Origin of the sequence: Bacillus sp. FSL W8-0640 (genome assembly GCF_038007725.1) — a bacterium.
Classification (GTDB): domain Bacteria; phylum Bacillota; class Bacilli; order Bacillales; family Bacillaceae_G; genus Bacillus_A; species Bacillus_A cereus.
The window spans coordinates 1947643-1963253 of the sequence record NZ_JBBOXT010000001.1; the positions used below are offsets into that span (position 1 = coordinate 1947643).

The window sequence follows — 15611 nt, forward strand, 5'->3', positions numbered from 1 at the left end:
CAGTATGTTTTTAGTATTCGCTTCTCTCAAATTAAATAACATTATTATTTGCAAAAATCGAATCCATTAAAATAAAAATCAAATTTTAAATAACTGTAATAACCTCCTAGCATATTGTCGATGGGAGGTGATCAACTTTCTGAAGATACAATTGTGATAACAGTAACGTTTTTACTAAGTGAGTGCAATTTCAGAGAAACAAAAATAGAGTATGAGGGATATGGTTAAGTGAAAGAGAGAAGAATATTTAGAGCTTTTGAGGAGAAAGAAGGCTATTTGTACTATCAAAAGCATTTGGATTATGTACGGTAATTAATGTAGTGATGATATACATAAAAGATTATCTAAATTTAGTTACACAAAGATGAATGTACTTAAAAAATTAGGAATGTAATGGGATTTTAGTGCCTGGAAATTATTTAAACTGTATAGAAGGTGAAAAACTGAATGTGGAACATAAAAGAAGAAGATTTAGATGAATTTAAAATAACATGTAGAAATCGTTTAAGTCCAGAACGCTCCATGGTGTTTATACTTGGCGCAACTGTTTATAGTTCATTATTCATGCTTTTTATTTTTGGAGCATTAGTTAAATTTGGCTGGGGTTATTATCCAAATCTCTTTGACAAAATAATTGTTTGTATTGAATTAGTTTTATATACCTTGCAAGTAATCTTTTTAATTCTATATCTATTTCCAAAAGTTCGTTTTAAATGTCAAAAGTTGCAAGCGCTTGTGATATTATTATGTACATTTCAGCTGGGAACTATAGGATTCACATTGTTTATACTTCCAGCAATTTCAAATTATTCGATTGATCAAATTACATTATTGTATGTGGGTTTATTGTTTCTAGGAGCAGTTTTTGTTCATCTGGTGACCACAATTGATACCTTTAAACAAGCAGAGAGTGGAGTATTTAGTATGGATGAAAGAGCAGCTTCATTTTTTAGTAAAACAAAAAACAACGTAATGATTGGTGTTACGGTATATGCACTAATCCTTCTTATTTTAATTTATTTTCATAATGATTATGAAACAGAGATATTAGTAGGGTATATAGCAGGAACTCTTGTAATGTACGCGGTAGCCATAGGTGCAGCAGAGTTCCAATTATTAGCCTATTGCAGATTTAAATTTCCATCATTTTATATTTCGTGGGAGGAACATGAAAGAGAGCGTCAGAAAAGACTAAAGCTTTATGAAGAGAAGGAAAAAAAGAAAACTAAAGAAATAAAATAAGTTTTGCGTCGAAATGGGGAAAGATGAATGCTTAAAATAAAGGAAGAAGATTTAGGTTTTTTTCAAATTACAAATAAAAACCGATTAAGTCCGGATTATATAAGAATCTTTTATGGGGGAGTTTTTGCATATACTTCTATACCAATGCTCATCATGTTTTTAGGTGTTTTGCTGAACGGTGATAAGATTTCTCTAACTCCTTTTGAAAAGATAGTTGTACAAACTGAGGTTAAGTTGTATGTTTTGGAGTTCGTTTTTTTAATATTATTCATGTCTAAAAAGATTGCTTTTAAATTACAGAAACTACAAACAATCGTAACTGTATTTTATGCTTTTCAGTTAGCGACATTACCTTTCATAGTTATGGTTGTTGAAGGAATATATGATTTTCCATGTGACAATAAAACATTGGTTTATATCGGTTTAATACTATTAGGAGCAATCTGTACCCACATTGTAGCAACGATCGATGTTTTTAGAAAAGCAAAGCATGGAGGATATAAATTAGAAGGACCGGCTGTCTCATTTTTTACTAACACGAAATTATATTTATTGATCGGAATAACGATCGGTGTAATAGTTCTACTTGTATTAATTTTTTTAAACCTTAATTATACATTTGATGAAATGGCAATTTATGTGACACAAACAATAATATTATATATATTCGCTGTAGTATCAGCAGAATTCGTCCTATTGGTGTATTGTCGCTTTAAATTTCCATCATTTAATATTACGTGGGAACAACATGAAAAGGAACGCCAAGAATTTATAGCAAATAGAAAAAGAATAAGAGAGAAAGAACAAAAGCGAAACAAAAACTGAAAAGAAAGTTATAAATGATACTCGTAAACTTATATTGAAGATAGAATGAATACATTATTCATAAATTAACTAGTAAAGGGAGGAATGTAATATCTTGAATAAAGATTCTAAAGCTGTAAAAAAAGAAAAAGGTTTATTTGAAAGTGTAATAGCACCTATTATTGTCGGATTATGTTTATTTTTTTATACCAGAAAGAATATGGAGGTGTATTGGTTTGTGGAATAGGCTTAATACTAATGCTATCGCTGTATTTTGTGTTTGTTAAAAAAAGTAAAAAAGGTTAGTTTAATATGAAATACCAAAAACATTTATTTACTCTCAGTTTGTCTACAAAAATAGAGTTATTACATGATTTTAGAAAAGATGGTGTAATTATATGTGGAATATAAAAGAAAAAGATTTAGATGAATTTAAAATAACATGTAGAAATCGCTTAAGCCCAGAAGATTCTATGGTGTTTATGTTTGGAGGAATAGTTTATAGTTCATTATTCATGCTTTTTATTTTGGTAGCATTAATTAAGATTGGCTGGGGTTACTATCCAACTCTCTTTGACAAAATAATTGTTAGTATTGAATTAGTGTTATATGGTTTGCAAGTAATCTTTTTCATTCTATATCTAATTCCAAAAGCTCGTTTCAAATATCAAAAGTTGCAAGCATTTGTGATATTATTATTTGCATTTCAGCTAGGAACTATAGGATTCACATTATTTATACTTCCAGCAATTTCAAATTATTCAATTGATCAAATTACATTATTGTATGTGGGTTTATTATTCCTAGGAGCAGTTTTTGTTCATCTGGTGACAACGATTGATACCTTTAAACAAGCAGAGAGTGGAGCATTTAGTATGGATGAAAGAGCAACTTCATTTTTTAGTAAAATAAAAAACAATACAATGATTGGTATTAGGATATATGTACTAACCCTTCTTATTTTAATTTATTTTCATAATAATTATGAAACAGGGGTTTTAGTGGGGTATATGGCAGGAACCCTTGTAATGTACACAGTAGCCATAGGTGCAGCAGAGTTCCAATTATTAGCCTATTGTAGATTTAAATTTCCATCATTTTATATTTCGTGGGAGGAGCATGAAAGGGAACGTCAGGAATTCTTAAAACGTTATAAAGAGAGGGAGGAAAAGAAAGCGAAAGAAATAAAATAAGTTTTGGTTTCTGAAAATTCGAATAGAATATATAAGCAATTAAGGATTGTATATAAATCAATGCTATTAAAAATTAAAGTATCTTCAATATAATCTGTACGAGTAAGTAAATATCAGTAAGTAAAGGTGAGATGTATTACTTTCCAAAAAGGAACATAATGAACTTAAAAATGCCTAGAGAAATCAACGGGGTGTCAGTATGAAGTTAAAGAAGAAAGCCAAGATGATGATAGTTCTGTCAATAATAGCAAATTTATTAAGTGGATGTGGTTTTGGGGAGACGAAGATAGAGTATGAGAGATTAGTAAAGGCATTGGATGAAGGTGATATGAAGACGGTTATGTCTGCGAGTGATGATGGATATGCATATGTGAAAGAAGAGACTAGCGACAGTACTTATGAAGAAAAAGAAGATGGTGAACATAGCAGGATAATATATCAAACAACCCATGGAGTATATAATGTGAAAGAAGACGACTTATATGGGAAAACAACTCAAAAGGTTGTTACTGATATAAAAAATGATAAAAACGTTGGTAGTAATCAAAATTACAAAAAAGAAACGGTCTATAGTACAAATTTAAAAAATGAAAAATCCCGTTCAGTAGCCCAGGATCAAGCTATGAATGTTTCATATGTAAAATTAATGTTTAGAGGATTAAATGAACTTAGTAAATTGAAACCGAGTGAAGATAAAAAAAGATCTAGTGAACCGAGCATAATAAGCTATGATTTAACTGAATTACAGTTTAAAAGCATAATGAATGATAAGTTAAATTTAAAATATGATAAATTTGATTCTGCAATATTGATGATTGAGTTTAATACGCCTAATGATACAAAAGAAAATCAAATGAGAATAACACAAATAACAATATCGGTAAATTATGAAGAAAAAAAGAAGATAAGCTTATAAAATGCAATCAAGAGATTTCAACATATTATCATACCAGGGAAGATAATAATCAAAGTTCCAAAAAAGAATATGTAAATTATGAAAAAGAGTATATAAATCAAAAATAATATATTTTAATTGAATTTTGAGAACGATAAATGTTGTGAAGATATGAGTAAAGGGGTAGTAAAAAATAGTTATTGTGATAACAGTTATGTTTTACTGAGCGCGTATAGTTCTGGTAAATCAAAATAGAGTATGAGAGTCTAATAAAGGCATTGGATGAAGGTGACATGAAAACGGTTATACTTAATCGAAAGAAGAATATTTGGAACTTTTGAGGAAAAAGAACACTACTTGAACCATCAAAAGGCATTCTGGTTAGATGATTATGGTAATTAATATGGTAATGATATACCTAAAAGATTATCTGAATTTAGTTGTACAAAAATCTATGTACTTAAAAATATTAAGAATGTAATAGAATTTTAGTGAATGAAAATTATTTAAACTGTATAGAAGGTGAAATGTCAGGGTGTGGAATATAAAAGAAGAAGATTTAAATGAATTTAAAAGTACTTGCAACAATCGCTTAAGCCCCGATTGGGCTACAGGGTTTATGTTTGGAACGATGTTTTTTATTTCATTAATAATGTTTTTTCTTATTGGAGGGTTAATAAGGTTTGGTTGGAGTTATTACCCGACTCTCTTTGATAAAATAATTGTTAGCCTTGAGTTAGTGCTTTATAGTCTTCAAGTAATTTTTTTAATTATTTATCTGTTTCCTAAGATGCCATTTAAATTTCAGAAACTACAAACACTTGTGGTACTGTTATATGCGTTTCAGCTAGGTACTATTACATTTACAATGTTGATAATCCCGGGAATGTCAAATTATTCAATTGATCAAATTACATTAATGTATGTTGGGTTATTATTTTTAGGTGCAGTCATATTACATATTTTAGCGACTATTGATACTTTTAGACAGGCAAGTAAAGGGGCATTTAATACGGGAGAAGAATCCTCATCATTTTTTAGTAAAACAAAGAGGATTGCAATTAAGTGTGCTCTAATTTATGTGTTAACTCTTCTCATTTTAATTTATGTGCATAATGATTATACACTGAAGATTTTTGGATTGTATGCGGGAGGAACTTTAATAATGTACGCAGTAGCCATAGGTGCAGCAGAGTTCCAATTATTAGCCTATTGTAGATTCAAATTTCCATCATTTTATATTTCGTGGGAGGAGCATGAAAGGGAACGTCAGGAATTCTTAAAACGTTATAAAGAGAGGGAGGAAAAGAAAGCGAAAGAAATAAAATAAGTTTTGGTTTCTGAAAATTCGAATAGAATATATAAGCAATTAAGGATTGTATATAAATCAATGCTATTAAAAATTAAAGTATCTTCAATATAATCTGTACGAGTAAGTAAATATCAGTAAGTAAAGGTGAGATGTATTACTTTCCAAAAAGGAACATAATGAACTTAAAAATGCCTAGAGAAATCAACGGGGTGTCAGTATGAAGTTAAAGAAGAAAGCCAAGATGATGATAGTTCTGTCAATAATAGCAAATTTATTAAGTGGATGTGGTTTTGGGGAGACGAAGATAGAGTATGAGAGATTAGTAAAGGCATTGGATGAAGGTGATATGAAGACGGCTATGTCTGCGAGTGATGATGGGTATGCTTATGTGAAAGAAGAGGTTAGGGATAGCACGTTTGGGGCGGAAAATGATAATCGCATTAGCGTTGTATATCAAACAACAGGAGGAGTATACAATATTAAAGAAAAAAAGTTCTATGGAACAACTTTGCAAGAAATTGCTAGTTCATTAAATAGTGAGCAAAAAAAAGAAGAGATTGTATATAGAACTAATATTAAATATGAAGATAATCAATCAAAAAGTCCAGATCAAAATTTGGATGTTTCAAATGTCCAATTTATATTTAATAGATTAAAGGGAATAGATAGTTTAAGACCCAAAAAAGATAAAAAAAGATTTAGTGAGTCATCCAAGGTAACATATTACTTAACTGAATCGGAATTTCAAGAAATAATTAATAATAAGTTAAAGGTGGACTACGATAAATTTAATGAAGCAATATTATTAATGGAGTTTAGTTCGGCGAAAGATTCAAAAGAAAATCCACTGGAATTCACTACAATAAGCATCACAATGGGATATGAAAAAAAGAATAAAGAAGGCCGATTAATAAGGCATGATCAAAAAATAGCAATCTATTTAAATAGTAAAGAAGATAACGATAAAGCTTCTAAAACCCGATATGAGAAGTATGAAAAACAATATTCGAATAGCAAGTAATGTATAAAATAAGGGGAAAGGTGTAGTCATGGTATGAGTAAAAGGTTAGTTGAAAAAATAGTTATTGTAATGACTGTAACGTTTTTACTAAGCGCGTGCAGTTTCGGGGAAACAAAAATAGAGTATGAGAGATTAGTAAAGGCATTGGATGAAGGTGATATGAAGACGGTTATGTCTGCGAGTGATGATGGGTATGCTTTTGTGGAACAAAGAGGTATTTATAGTACGTTTGAGCAAAAAGAAGATGGAGAGCACAGTAAGACAATTCGTCAAACTACGGAAGGTGTATATAATACAAAAGATAAAAGTTTATATGGAGAGGCGATACAAACAGTTGCGACTGATATAGAAAAAGACAAGGGAAAAAGGACAAATGAGAATTATAAAAAAGAAACTATTTATAGTACTCATGTTAAGTATGAAAATGGACAGGTGAAAAGTTCGGATTCAAATCTAGATGTTTCATACGTAAACTTAATTGTAGATCGTTTAAAAGGGATAGGGAAACTAAAGATGAAGCCCGGGGATGATATAAAAAAGTTTGATCAGCCTAATTCAGTAGGATATCGACTAACTGAATCCGAATTCCAAAGTATTATTAATGATAAGTTAAAAATTAACTATGATGAATATGATGGATCAACAATTTCACTTAGTTTTGACTCTGCAAAAAATCCAAAACAGATATTACAATTAAGTATTGATATAGATTATAAGAAAAAGAATGGGGATGGAAAATTAGTAGAAAATATGTTCCAAATTATAACTTATTTTAATAGGAAACAGGATAATAACAAAGATGCGAAACAGGAATATATTGATTTTAAAGCAAAGTATAATAAGACGCAGTAATATTTAGAAGGGCATTTGTACGTAAAGATAATAGCGACATAAGTGTGATAAATGTTTCATAAATATAGTGGAAAGAATTTGAGGATAAACGCCCCAATTGCTGGAGTAGATGCAACAACTGGGGCGTTTATCTGTCTAAATTTAGCTTGAATACATGACATGTTTTAGTTAGGGGCACGGCTTTACAAGTAGTTTCTCCATCTTCATAATAACGGTGTGAGTTATTTTGTAATTTGCTTGTATTACTAAGTTACGACTATTTCCTCTTATAGAGTTACTTCTTATTATCGATACATCGTCCACATTCCAATGTCTTTAAATCCTAGTCGTTTATAAATTCGTCCAGCAACTGGATTGTTATAAAATAAACAAAGTGTTCGGCTTTCTTTCGTAAAGTCTTGAATCATTTTTTGTAATATGAGTGAAGCAAATCCATTTCCACGATAATTCGGGTGTGTACATACACCAACTACCATAGCGGATAATGAATTTTCAGCGGAAGTAGAGGTGGATGCGATGATCACGCCGTCTTTTTCAATATAGTATGTGCGTCCTGTATTCGTTTCGATAGCCTGCCTTAATATTTTCTCTGATTCATTGGTAGTCGGAAATTCAGCAATGTCACTTCGTAATTTCATAATTCGTTCTATATCATCGAGTGACGCAAGTTTAATCGTTTCATGAATAGGCGTGTCAGGTAAGTTGTTGTCATTTAGACATTCACAAAAATACATTTCATTTTTGACGCCTAATTGTAGACTTGGAGCAGTTTCAAACTTTTCTACAATGGTGTTGACTTACCAGAGAGTTTAAGTGGCTTATATGCGGAAAGAAGTGCCTCATAATCAGTGGTAACAAAGTCTTCTTTACTATATGGTATAAATGAATCGTGGAATCGGAGTAAAATTGATTTTAATGTTCCATTCTCTTTAAATACTCCCCATAGTTCTTGAAAATCTGTGTCATAACCGAAAGCTTCAATATCTCCAATAATAAACAAGTTAAGGGCTGCTTCTTCTTTTAGATAAGCGAATACTTGTTCATGATCTTTCTTTGTTAATTTTCGCATCATAACGAATCGACCTCTTTTTTATTTTTCTAAATATTACAACTTAAGTTTTTTGAAATCAATATAAAATTTTATGTTTAGTTCACAAACTTTCGGAAAAACTAGGAAAGATATGACAAAGGAGGTTATGAACGGTGGATCATCCAATTCAAGGGTTAATGAAAGCAGCAATGGAAAATTTAAAAGAAATGGTTGATGTAAATACGATTGTTGGAGAGCCTGTTCAAACGGCTGACGGTGGTGTGGTGTTAACGGTTTCTAAAGTAGCGTTCGGTTTTGGAGCAGGAGGTTCTGATTTCCAAACGAATGATGGACAAAGAGCAAACGGTAACGCTGCATTTGGTGGCGGTAGCGCGGGTGGTGTTTCTATTACACCAGTAGCATTTCTTGTGGTGAATAAAGATGGAGTAAATATTCTTCATTTACAAAATGCGACACATTTAGCAGAAAAAATGATTGAATTAGCTCCACAAACAATTGATAAAATTCAATCGATGTTCCAAAAAGAAGAAAAGAAAGAGGGAAATCATCATCCTCAAAACCCTGATGAAATCCTTTAAAAACGCCTGCTTATGAGCAGGCGTTTTTTCTTGTAATCACTATGTAATAAAACACATGAAATTGTAAATAGTTTTTGAAGTTTTTTCTATGTTTCTAAAATTTTTCATGTTAAAATATGCTATAGAATTGAAACATATAAAACGAAGGTGGCTAGGTGCTTTGTCTGGAGGATCTGACCAAGTAAAGAATATGATATATATTAATGGTAATCGTCGAGGTCATTGTTTTATTACATCAGGAATTACGTTTAAAGAGTTTGCGAGTAACATCCCTTCACCGCTTCATCAAGTGTTGCTTTTGAAGCACAACTTTGAATGGACGGATTTTCATTATCATACTTTATTTGAATATGTTGAGGAAGAAAATATACATAAGTTAATTCAAGCAGAGATTGATGAATTTGATGAATTTTGTTGGGTAGATTTTGATGATGCAAGCGATTTAGATGAATTAGAGCCGAAAGAAATTGCAGAATTATTATATTTGGCTCACAAAAAAGAACCACTTGCAAGAACATTCTTTCCGCTGTTGAAAAATCGATTTGTTTATTTTTCACATGATGACGGATGGTACAACAAAGTGTATTATCGTAGAATTGCTGATTTTGTAGGAATGTTAAGTAAAGTCATTCCGTATAAACTCGGTGCTTTCGGTAAGAAACGTTTTTCTTTCTTCCAAAAATCAAAAATTTTCCCAGCAATTTCAAAAGAATTGATCATGGGACTGATTCCACTAATGGAAGATGGTCTTTACATAGATCTAGCAGGGAAGATTGAGTCAAGAAGAGGTCTTGAAATTCCGGTATATGTAGTTGGTTCGTATGAAAGTACGGATGAGGTGTTAGATAATATCGATGAATTGAAAGAGGAAGCAACAGAAACAGGTTGGCTCATTTTTGATAAGAAAGAACAAGAGTGGCAATGGGTTGTTGACTAAGAAAACTTGGCGTATGAAGTCAAGTTTTCTTGTCATTTGAAAGGAGTACAAATGAAGAAATATTATACAATTGTGGGTATTATAAGTATTATTCTCGTGGCAATATTACTTATAACTTGTCCGAAAGAATCAGATTTTAAAGTGTATGTAGAGGATAAGTATGCGTTGAATTGTAATGAGAGTAGTTTTGAATGCACGCAAAATGTAGATGGTAAAAAAGAAAAACTACAATTTGAAAGTACAGATGCACGAAATGGTGTATTCTTTATGACTGTAAAGCAAACATTTAAAACAGAAGCTGGTGTTTCAAAAGAATATAGCGGAGTAGGAATGTTTGGTACATTTCTTTTTGTTTCAGAGAAGACTTTCTAGTAATAGAAGGTCTTTTTTTTATGCTTATGTTCATATAGATGAAGTAAGACAAGCATAGGAGGGGTAGCGATGAAGAACACATGTATCGTTTGCGGTGGTGAGGAGTTTTTTTCCTCAACGTTATATGCACGTACGAAACAAGATTGGGCATATGCACCAAACATGTATCGATTTGAAAAAGTATTTATTGAGCATCGAGATGAAGAAAATTATCCAGTGTTTCAAGAAATTACAGCGAAACATTGTTGTGGATGCGGTCATATTATGTTGTATCATGAATGAACACACCAAGTATAACTTGGTGTGTTTTTTTAAAACGCTGACAAAGCAAGCGGATAAAGTAAAGTAAATAAAACAGAAAAACTACCAAAACCAATTGCTGTATATCCAAGTGTTCTTGCTCCGAAATTGACAGCTAATAGGCCAACTAAAATTGCTAGGGAGCCGAGCGTAACTGGATAAAAAGCAATGGAGAATAACGAAAGAAATAAAGCGACATAGCCTACCATTGTGCCGGTATTTGTACCTTCTATCTCATTTGCAATTTCTTTACGCTTATGTCTAATTGGAATGCCAGCTGGTGATATTTCAGCAGCATACTCTTCGTTTTTTTCACCACTTTTAAAATGATGATTTCTCTTTCTTCGCATGTACATCCCTCTCTTTCAATTGGGTGTATCTATAGTATCTTTCAAAATGAGAAGAGCATGAGTATGAGTTAAACCCAAGTAAAGCAAAAATTGGAGAATACGCATTCCATCGTTAACATATCCATCTCCTATTGAAGATAAAGTGTGGGATTTTTTCCACTAGGACTGATTATCAGCCAGCAACAATTGGATTTTTATGAGCAGTTCTCTCCCATTAACTGATCCGCATCCATTGAATTTTGAGGTAGGTGTCTTACTGCAAGCGGGATAAAACAGGAATTTTGGAAAATGATGTAGAATGAAATGAATGATAATACGTGAAGGTAGGGGAATGTATGACGAAATTTAATTGGCACGAGTCAGCGGAGAAGAAATGGGATAGTAGCGCAGAGTTTTGGAATCAAAATAGTCAAGAGATGTGGGACAGTGGTAGCAGAAGTACAATTATTCCGTTTTTTGAACAATACGTGAAGAAAGAAGCACAAGTGCTCGATGTTGGTTGTGGTGATGGCTACGGTACATATAAATTAAGTCGCGCAGGCTATAAAGCAGTAGGAGTAGATTTATCGGAAGTGATGATTCAAAAAGGTAAGGAACGCGGAGAAGGACCGAATTTATCTTTTATAAAAGGAGATCTTTCTGCATTACCATTTGAAAATGAGCAATTTGAATCAATTATGGCAATTAATTCTTTAGAATGGACGGAAGAGCCATTACGAGCGTTAAATGAAATAAAGCGTGTGTTAAAGAAAGATGGATATGCATGTATTGCAATTTTAGGACCGACAGCAAAGCCACGAGAGAACAGTTATCCTCGCTTGTACGGAAAAGACGTTGTTTGTAATACGATGATGCCTTGGGAATTTGAACAGTTAGCGAAAGAACAAGGTTTTAAAGTTGTAGATGGCATCGGCGTATATAAGCGCGGAGTAAATGAGAAGATGTTAGGTCAACTACCTACAGAGTTACAACAATCGTTAACATTCTTATGGGTATTTATGTTAAAAAACGTATAAAGAAATGAAAGAATTTTTAGGAGGTAAATAAGTGCAGAAAATACAAAAAACTGATACAATATCATCAGAACCAATTAAAGGGGGACTAGGGTATATGACAACTACTACAACAGTGAAATCCGATATTGAAATCGCACAAGAAGCGAGTATGAAGAAGATTCAAGAAATTGCAGCTGATTTAAATATTTTAGAAGATGAATTAGAGCCATACGGGCATTATAAAGGTAAGTTATCTCTTGATATTTTTAAGCGCTTACAAGATGAGAAAGACGGTAAAGTTGTTTTAGTAACAGCAATTAACCCAACTCCAGCTGGAGAAGGTAAATCAACAGTAACAGTTGGTTTAGGTCAAGCTTTTAACAAAATTGGTAAGAAAACAGTAATTGCACTTCGTGAACCATCTCTTGGACCGACGATGGGATTAAAAGGTGGAGCAGCAGGTGGCGGTTTTTCACAAGTCGTACCAATGGAAGACATTAACCTTCACTTTACTGGAGATATCCATGCGATCACAACTGCCAATAACGCATTAGCAGCGTTTATTGATAATCATATCCAACAAGGAAACACACTTGGAATTGATACGCGTAAAATCGTTTGGAAACGCTGCGTTGACTTAAATGATCGTGCCCTTCGTAACGTAGTAATTGGTCTTGGTGGACCTGTACAAGGTGTACCACGTGAAGACGGTTTTGACATTACAGTAGCATCTGAAATTATGGCCGTGTTCTGCCTTGCAACAGATATTCAAGACTTAAAAGCACGTTTATCTCGCATCGTAGTTGCCTATAACTTTGCAAATCAACCTGTAACGGTTAAAGATTTAGGTGTAGAAGGTGCGTTAACACTATTATTAAAAGACGCATTAAAGCCGAACTTAGTACAAACGTTAGAAAATACACCAGCTATCATTCATGGCGGACCATTTGCGAATATCGCTCACGGTTGTAACAGTGTTATCGCTACAACAATGGCAGCAAAATTAGGTGATTATGTTATTACAGAAGCTGGATTCGGTGCTGATTTAGGCGCTGAGAAGTTTTTAGATATTAAAGCTCGTGCAGCTGGCATTAAACCAGAAGCAGTTGTTATTGTTGCGACGATTCGTGCGCTTAAAATGCATGGTGGCGTTGCAAAAGATCAATTAAAAGAAGAAAATGTAGATGCATTAGCAAAAGGTATGGAAAACTTACAGAAGCATGTTGAAACAATTCAAAGCTTCGGTGTGCCTTTCGTAATTGCAATTAATAAATTCATTACAGATACAGATGCAGAAGTTACATACTTACAAGAGTGGTGTAATGAGCGTGGCTATGCAGTATCCTTAACAGAAGTTTGGGAGAAGGGTGGCCAAGGCGGAGTTGACCTTGCTGAAAAAGTACTAAAAGAAATCGAAAAAGGTGAAAACAACTACGCACCACTTTATGAATTAGAATTACCCTTAGAAGAAAAAATTCGTACAATTGCTCAAAAGGTATATGGCGCAAAAGATATTGAATTTGCTCCGAAAGCACGTAAGCAATTAGCTCAATATGAAGGAGAAGGTTGGAGTAACCTACCAGTTTGTATGGCGAAAACACAATACTCTCTTTCTGACGATGCAACAAAATTAGGTCGTCCATCTGACTTTATCGTTACAATTCGTGAGTTAAAACCATCTATCGGCGCAGGCTTTATCGTTGCGTTAACAGGTACAATGTTAACAATGCCAGGTCTTCCAAAACAACCAGCAGCACTTCAAATGGATGTAAATGAAGATGGAAAAGCAGTAGGTTTATTCTAAAAGGTTGTAATTCATCTCGTTTATCTGTAAACTATATATACATCAAGTGGCGCCTTTCCATCGAAAGGCGCCTGTTTTTTGGAGGAAATTATGTTTGATCCAACTGCTTTTGACAATTTAAAAGTAATCGTAGAAGGTGCTGTGTATGATTTTGATCTACATGGAGATATTCTTGTAACAGATCGAAAAGATATGATGGATCTTGCTTCATTAAGTCGTATATATCATATCTCATTTCAATTAACAGAACCGTTTGAACCATTAGTAGAAGCAACATTTTCATTATCTGTGGATGCAAAGAACTTGTCTGGTGAAATACTAGAAGTGCCTCAGTTTACACCAGGTTGTGAAATGAAGCTAGCATTTTTATTCCCGTTAGAACAACCAGAAGTAAAATGCGAAGGAATTGAAACATTAATGCGTTCTATATGGGGAAAAGAAAGAATGATTATGCAGAAAGTTTCATACGAATATAATAAGCAAGCGATTTCATATCATAATAAGGTAGAGGTTCTATTTCAAAAAGCGATTACAGAAGACCATGTTGATGATTTAATAGCTGTTATTTCACACATGATAGAAACGGTGCGAACAATACAGCATTTTCTTCAAAAATAGAGATAAAGGAGAAAAACAAATGATAAAAGATATGCAACCATTTTTACAACAAGCTTGGGAGAAGGCTGGTTTTAAAGAGTTAACTGAAATTCAAAAACAAGCGATTCCAACTATTTTAGAAGGACAAGACGTTATAGCTGAATCTCCAACTGGAACAGGAAAAACATTAGCGTACTTATTACCACTTTTACATAAAATTAATCCTGAAGTAAAACAGCCACAAGTTGTTGTTTTAGCGCCAACACGTGAACTTGTAATGCAAATTCATGAAGAGGTTCAAAAGTTTACAGCAGGAACTGAAATTTCAGGTGCATCTTTAATTGGTGGTGCAGATATTAAGCGCCAAGTTGAAAAATTAAAGAAACACCCAAGAGTAATTGTCGGTTCACCAGGCCGTATTTTAGAATTAATTCGTATGAAAAAGCTAAAAATGCATGAAGTAAAAACAATTGTATTTGATGAGTTTGATCAAATTGTAAAGCAAAAAATGATGGGCGCAGTGCAAGATGTAATTAAATCAACGATGCGCGATCGTCAATTAGTATTCTTCTCGGCGACAATGACAAAAGCGGCAGAAGATGCGGCACGTGATTTAGCAGTGGAACCACAATTAGTACGTGTAACACGTGCAGAATCAAAAAGCTTAGTTGAGCATACGTATATCATTTGTGAGCGACGCGAAAAAAATGATTACGTAAGAAGAATTATGCATATGGGCGATGTAAAAGCAGTTGCTTTCTTAAACGATCCATTCCGTTTAGATGAAATTACTGAGAAATTGAAATTCCGTAAAATGAAAGCGGCGGCTCTTCATGCAGAAGCAAGTAAACAAGAGCGTGAAGCGACAATGCGTGCTTTCCGCGGAGGGAAATTAGAAATTCTACTTGCTACTGATATTGCAGCGCGCGGTATCGACATTGACGATTTAACACATGTAATTCACTTAGAATTACCAGACACAGTAGACCAATACATTCACCGCTCAGGACGTACTGGACGTATGGGTAAAGAAGGAACTGTCGTATCTCTTGTAACTCCACAAGAAGAGCGCAAATTACTGCAATTTGCGAAAAAACTAGGCATCGTATTTACGAAGCAAGAAATGTTCAAAGGATCATTCGTAGAAACGAAACCGAAAGCACCAAAGAAAAAGAAACCAGCATTTACTGGGAAGAAAAAGCCTAGATAAATGATGGAGAAGGCGTAACTATTTGTAGTTACGTCTTTTTTGTTTGTAAACAAGTGATAATGGGAATTGTATTAGTGTTTTTAATGTGCCTATCATAT

General features: G+C 33.2%; 15 protein-coding genes and 4 pseudogenes. 17 read left to right on the top strand and 2 right to left on the bottom strand.

Going from position 1 to position 15611, the window contains the following annotated elements:
• Positions 1-447 precede the first annotated feature (447 nt).
• The 9 genes and pseudogenes from N2V80_RS10185 to N2V80_RS10225 all read left to right on the top strand — a co-directional run bounded on the left by N2V80_RS10185 (position 448) and on the right by N2V80_RS10225 (position 7319).
• Entirely contained in the window at positions 448-1242 is a 795-nt protein-coding gene (locus N2V80_RS10185) for a hypothetical protein (RefSeq protein ID WP_000267095.1), read from the top strand.
• Positions 1243-1269: 27 nt separating this feature from the next.
• Positions 1270-2067 (top strand): hypothetical protein, encoded by a 798-nt coding sequence (locus N2V80_RS10190; protein ID WP_000912760.1) that lies wholly within the window; start codon positions 1270-1272, stop codon positions 2065-2067.
• 94 nt (positions 2068-2161) lie between these two features.
• Positions 2162-2352: pseudogene (locus N2V80_RS10195) on the top strand (hypothetical protein).
• A gap of 92 nt (positions 2353-2444) precedes the next feature.
• On the top strand, positions 2445-3239 hold the full coding sequence (locus N2V80_RS10200; RefSeq protein WP_340979787.1) for a hypothetical protein: 795 nt from the start codon (positions 2445-2447) through the stop codon (positions 3237-3239).
• A gap of 199 nt (positions 3240-3438) precedes the next feature.
• Positions 3439-4262: pseudogene (locus N2V80_RS10205) on the top strand (DUF3952 domain-containing protein).
• Between the two features lie 86 nt (positions 4263-4348).
• Positions 4349-4442: pseudogene (locus N2V80_RS30520) on the top strand (DUF3952 domain-containing protein); the annotation flags it as partial.
• A 227-nt stretch (positions 4443-4669) separates the two neighbouring features.
• On the top strand, positions 4670-5464 hold the full coding sequence (locus N2V80_RS10215) for a hypothetical protein (protein WP_061655340.1): 795 nt from the start codon (positions 4670-4672) through the stop codon (positions 5462-5464).
• 199 nt (positions 5465-5663) lie between these two features.
• On the top strand, positions 5664-6467 hold the full coding sequence (locus N2V80_RS10220; RefSeq protein WP_000768456.1) for a DUF3952 domain-containing protein: 804 nt from the start codon (positions 5664-5666) through the stop codon (positions 6465-6467).
• Positions 6468-6500: 33 nt separating this feature from the next.
• Positions 6501-7319, top strand: a complete 819-nt coding sequence (locus N2V80_RS10225; RefSeq protein ID WP_061655339.1) for a DUF3952 domain-containing protein — start codon at positions 6501-6503, stop codon at positions 7317-7319.
• 284 nt (positions 7320-7603) lie between these two features.
• Here the strand turns inward: N2V80_RS10225 and N2V80_RS10230 are convergent.
• Positions 7604-8391 (bottom strand): annotated as a pseudogene (locus N2V80_RS10230) (GNAT family N-acetyltransferase).
• 131 nt (positions 8392-8522) lie between these two features.
• Between N2V80_RS10230 and ytfJ the strand changes: the two are divergent.
• From ytfJ to N2V80_RS10250, 4 genes are all read left to right on the top strand, one after another.
• Complete coding sequence (ytfJ, locus tag N2V80_RS10235; protein ID WP_000349986.1) at positions 8523-8948, top strand: GerW family sporulation protein; 426 nt, start codon at positions 8523-8525, stop codon at positions 8946-8948.
• Between the two features lie 160 nt (positions 8949-9108).
• Positions 9109-9885, top strand: a complete 777-nt coding sequence (locus tag N2V80_RS10240) for an oxalate:formate antiporter (protein WP_000014087.1) — start codon at positions 9109-9111, stop codon at positions 9883-9885.
• A gap of 51 nt (positions 9886-9936) precedes the next feature.
• A complete protein-coding gene (locus N2V80_RS10245) occupies positions 9937-10257 on the top strand; it encodes a hypothetical protein (protein ID WP_000761171.1) in 321 nt (106 codons plus the stop codon).
• Positions 10258-10326: 69 nt separating this feature from the next.
• The gene (locus N2V80_RS10250; protein ID WP_000798747.1) at positions 10327-10539 is read left to right on the top strand and encodes a hypothetical protein; all 213 of its coding nucleotides are present in this window, start codon (positions 10327-10329) and stop codon (positions 10537-10539) included.
• Between the two features lie 29 nt (positions 10540-10568).
• Here the strand turns inward: N2V80_RS10250 and N2V80_RS10255 are convergent, their stop codons facing one another.
• On the bottom strand, positions 10569-10907 hold the full coding sequence (locus tag N2V80_RS10255) for a hypothetical protein (RefSeq protein WP_001253202.1): 339 nt from the start codon (positions 10905-10907) through the stop codon (positions 10569-10571).
• 335 nt (positions 10908-11242) lie between these two features.
• Here N2V80_RS10255 and N2V80_RS10260 point away from each other — a divergent pair, with 335 nt between their 5' ends.
• The 4 genes from N2V80_RS10260 to N2V80_RS10275 all read left to right on the top strand — a co-directional run bounded on the left by N2V80_RS10260 (position 11243) and on the right by N2V80_RS10275 (position 15513).
• Entirely contained in the window at positions 11243-11923 is a 681-nt protein-coding gene (locus N2V80_RS10260) for a class I SAM-dependent methyltransferase (protein WP_000160044.1), read from the top strand.
• Positions 11924-12017: 94 nt separating this feature from the next.
• Positions 12018-13706, top strand: a complete 1689-nt coding sequence (locus N2V80_RS10265) for a formate--tetrahydrofolate ligase (protein ID WP_014482011.1) — start codon at positions 12018-12020, stop codon at positions 13704-13706.
• A gap of 90 nt (positions 13707-13796) precedes the next feature.
• Positions 13797-14324 carry a hypothetical protein gene (locus N2V80_RS10270; RefSeq protein WP_000460206.1) on the top strand — a complete coding sequence of 176 codons (528 nt, stop codon included), beginning with the start codon at positions 13797-13799 and terminating at the stop codon, positions 14322-14324.
• 19 nt (positions 14325-14343) lie between these two features.
• Entirely contained in the window at positions 14344-15513 is a 1170-nt protein-coding gene (locus N2V80_RS10275) for a DEAD/DEAH box helicase (protein WP_000588613.1), read from the top strand.
• Positions 15514-15611 lie beyond the last annotated feature (98 nt).

Excerpts from the sequence above, each read along its gene's own strand:
- N2V80_RS10185 (WP_000267095.1), top strand. The coding sequence starts at position 448 with ATGTGGAACATAAAAGAAGAAGATTTAGATGAATTTAAAATAACATGT.
- N2V80_RS10190 (WP_000912760.1), top strand. The coding sequence starts at position 1,270 with ATGCTTAAAATAAAGGAAGAAGATTTAGGTTTTTTTCAAATTACAAAT.
- N2V80_RS10200 (WP_340979787.1), top strand. The coding sequence starts at position 2,445 with ATGTGGAATATAAAAGAAAAAGATTTAGATGAATTTAAAATAACATGT.
- N2V80_RS10220 (WP_000768456.1), top strand. The coding sequence starts at position 5,664 with ATGAAGTTAAAGAAGAAAGCCAAGATGATGATAGTTCTGTCAATAATA.
- N2V80_RS10225 (WP_061655339.1), top strand. The coding sequence starts at position 6,501 with ATGAGTAAAAGGTTAGTTGAAAAAATAGTTATTGTAATGACTGTAACG.
- N2V80_RS10245 (WP_000761171.1), top strand. The coding sequence starts at position 9,937 with ATGAAGAAATATTATACAATTGTGGGTATTATAAGTATTATTCTCGTG.
- N2V80_RS10250 (WP_000798747.1), top strand. The coding sequence starts at position 10,327 with ATGAAGAACACATGTATCGTTTGCGGTGGTGAGGAGTTTTTTTCCTCA.
- N2V80_RS10255 (WP_001253202.1), bottom strand. The coding sequence starts at position 10,907 with ATGCGAAGAAAGAGAAATCATCATTTTAAAAGTGGTGAAAAAAACGAA.
- N2V80_RS10260 (WP_000160044.1), top strand. The coding sequence starts at position 11,243 with ATGACGAAATTTAATTGGCACGAGTCAGCGGAGAAGAAATGGGATAGT.
- N2V80_RS10265 (WP_014482011.1), top strand. The coding sequence starts at position 12,018 with ATGACAACTACTACAACAGTGAAATCCGATATTGAAATCGCACAAGAA.
- N2V80_RS10270 (WP_000460206.1), top strand. The coding sequence starts at position 13,797 with ATGTTTGATCCAACTGCTTTTGACAATTTAAAAGTAATCGTAGAAGGT.
- N2V80_RS10275 (WP_000588613.1), top strand. The coding sequence starts at position 14,344 with ATGATAAAAGATATGCAACCATTTTTACAACAAGCTTGGGAGAAGGCT.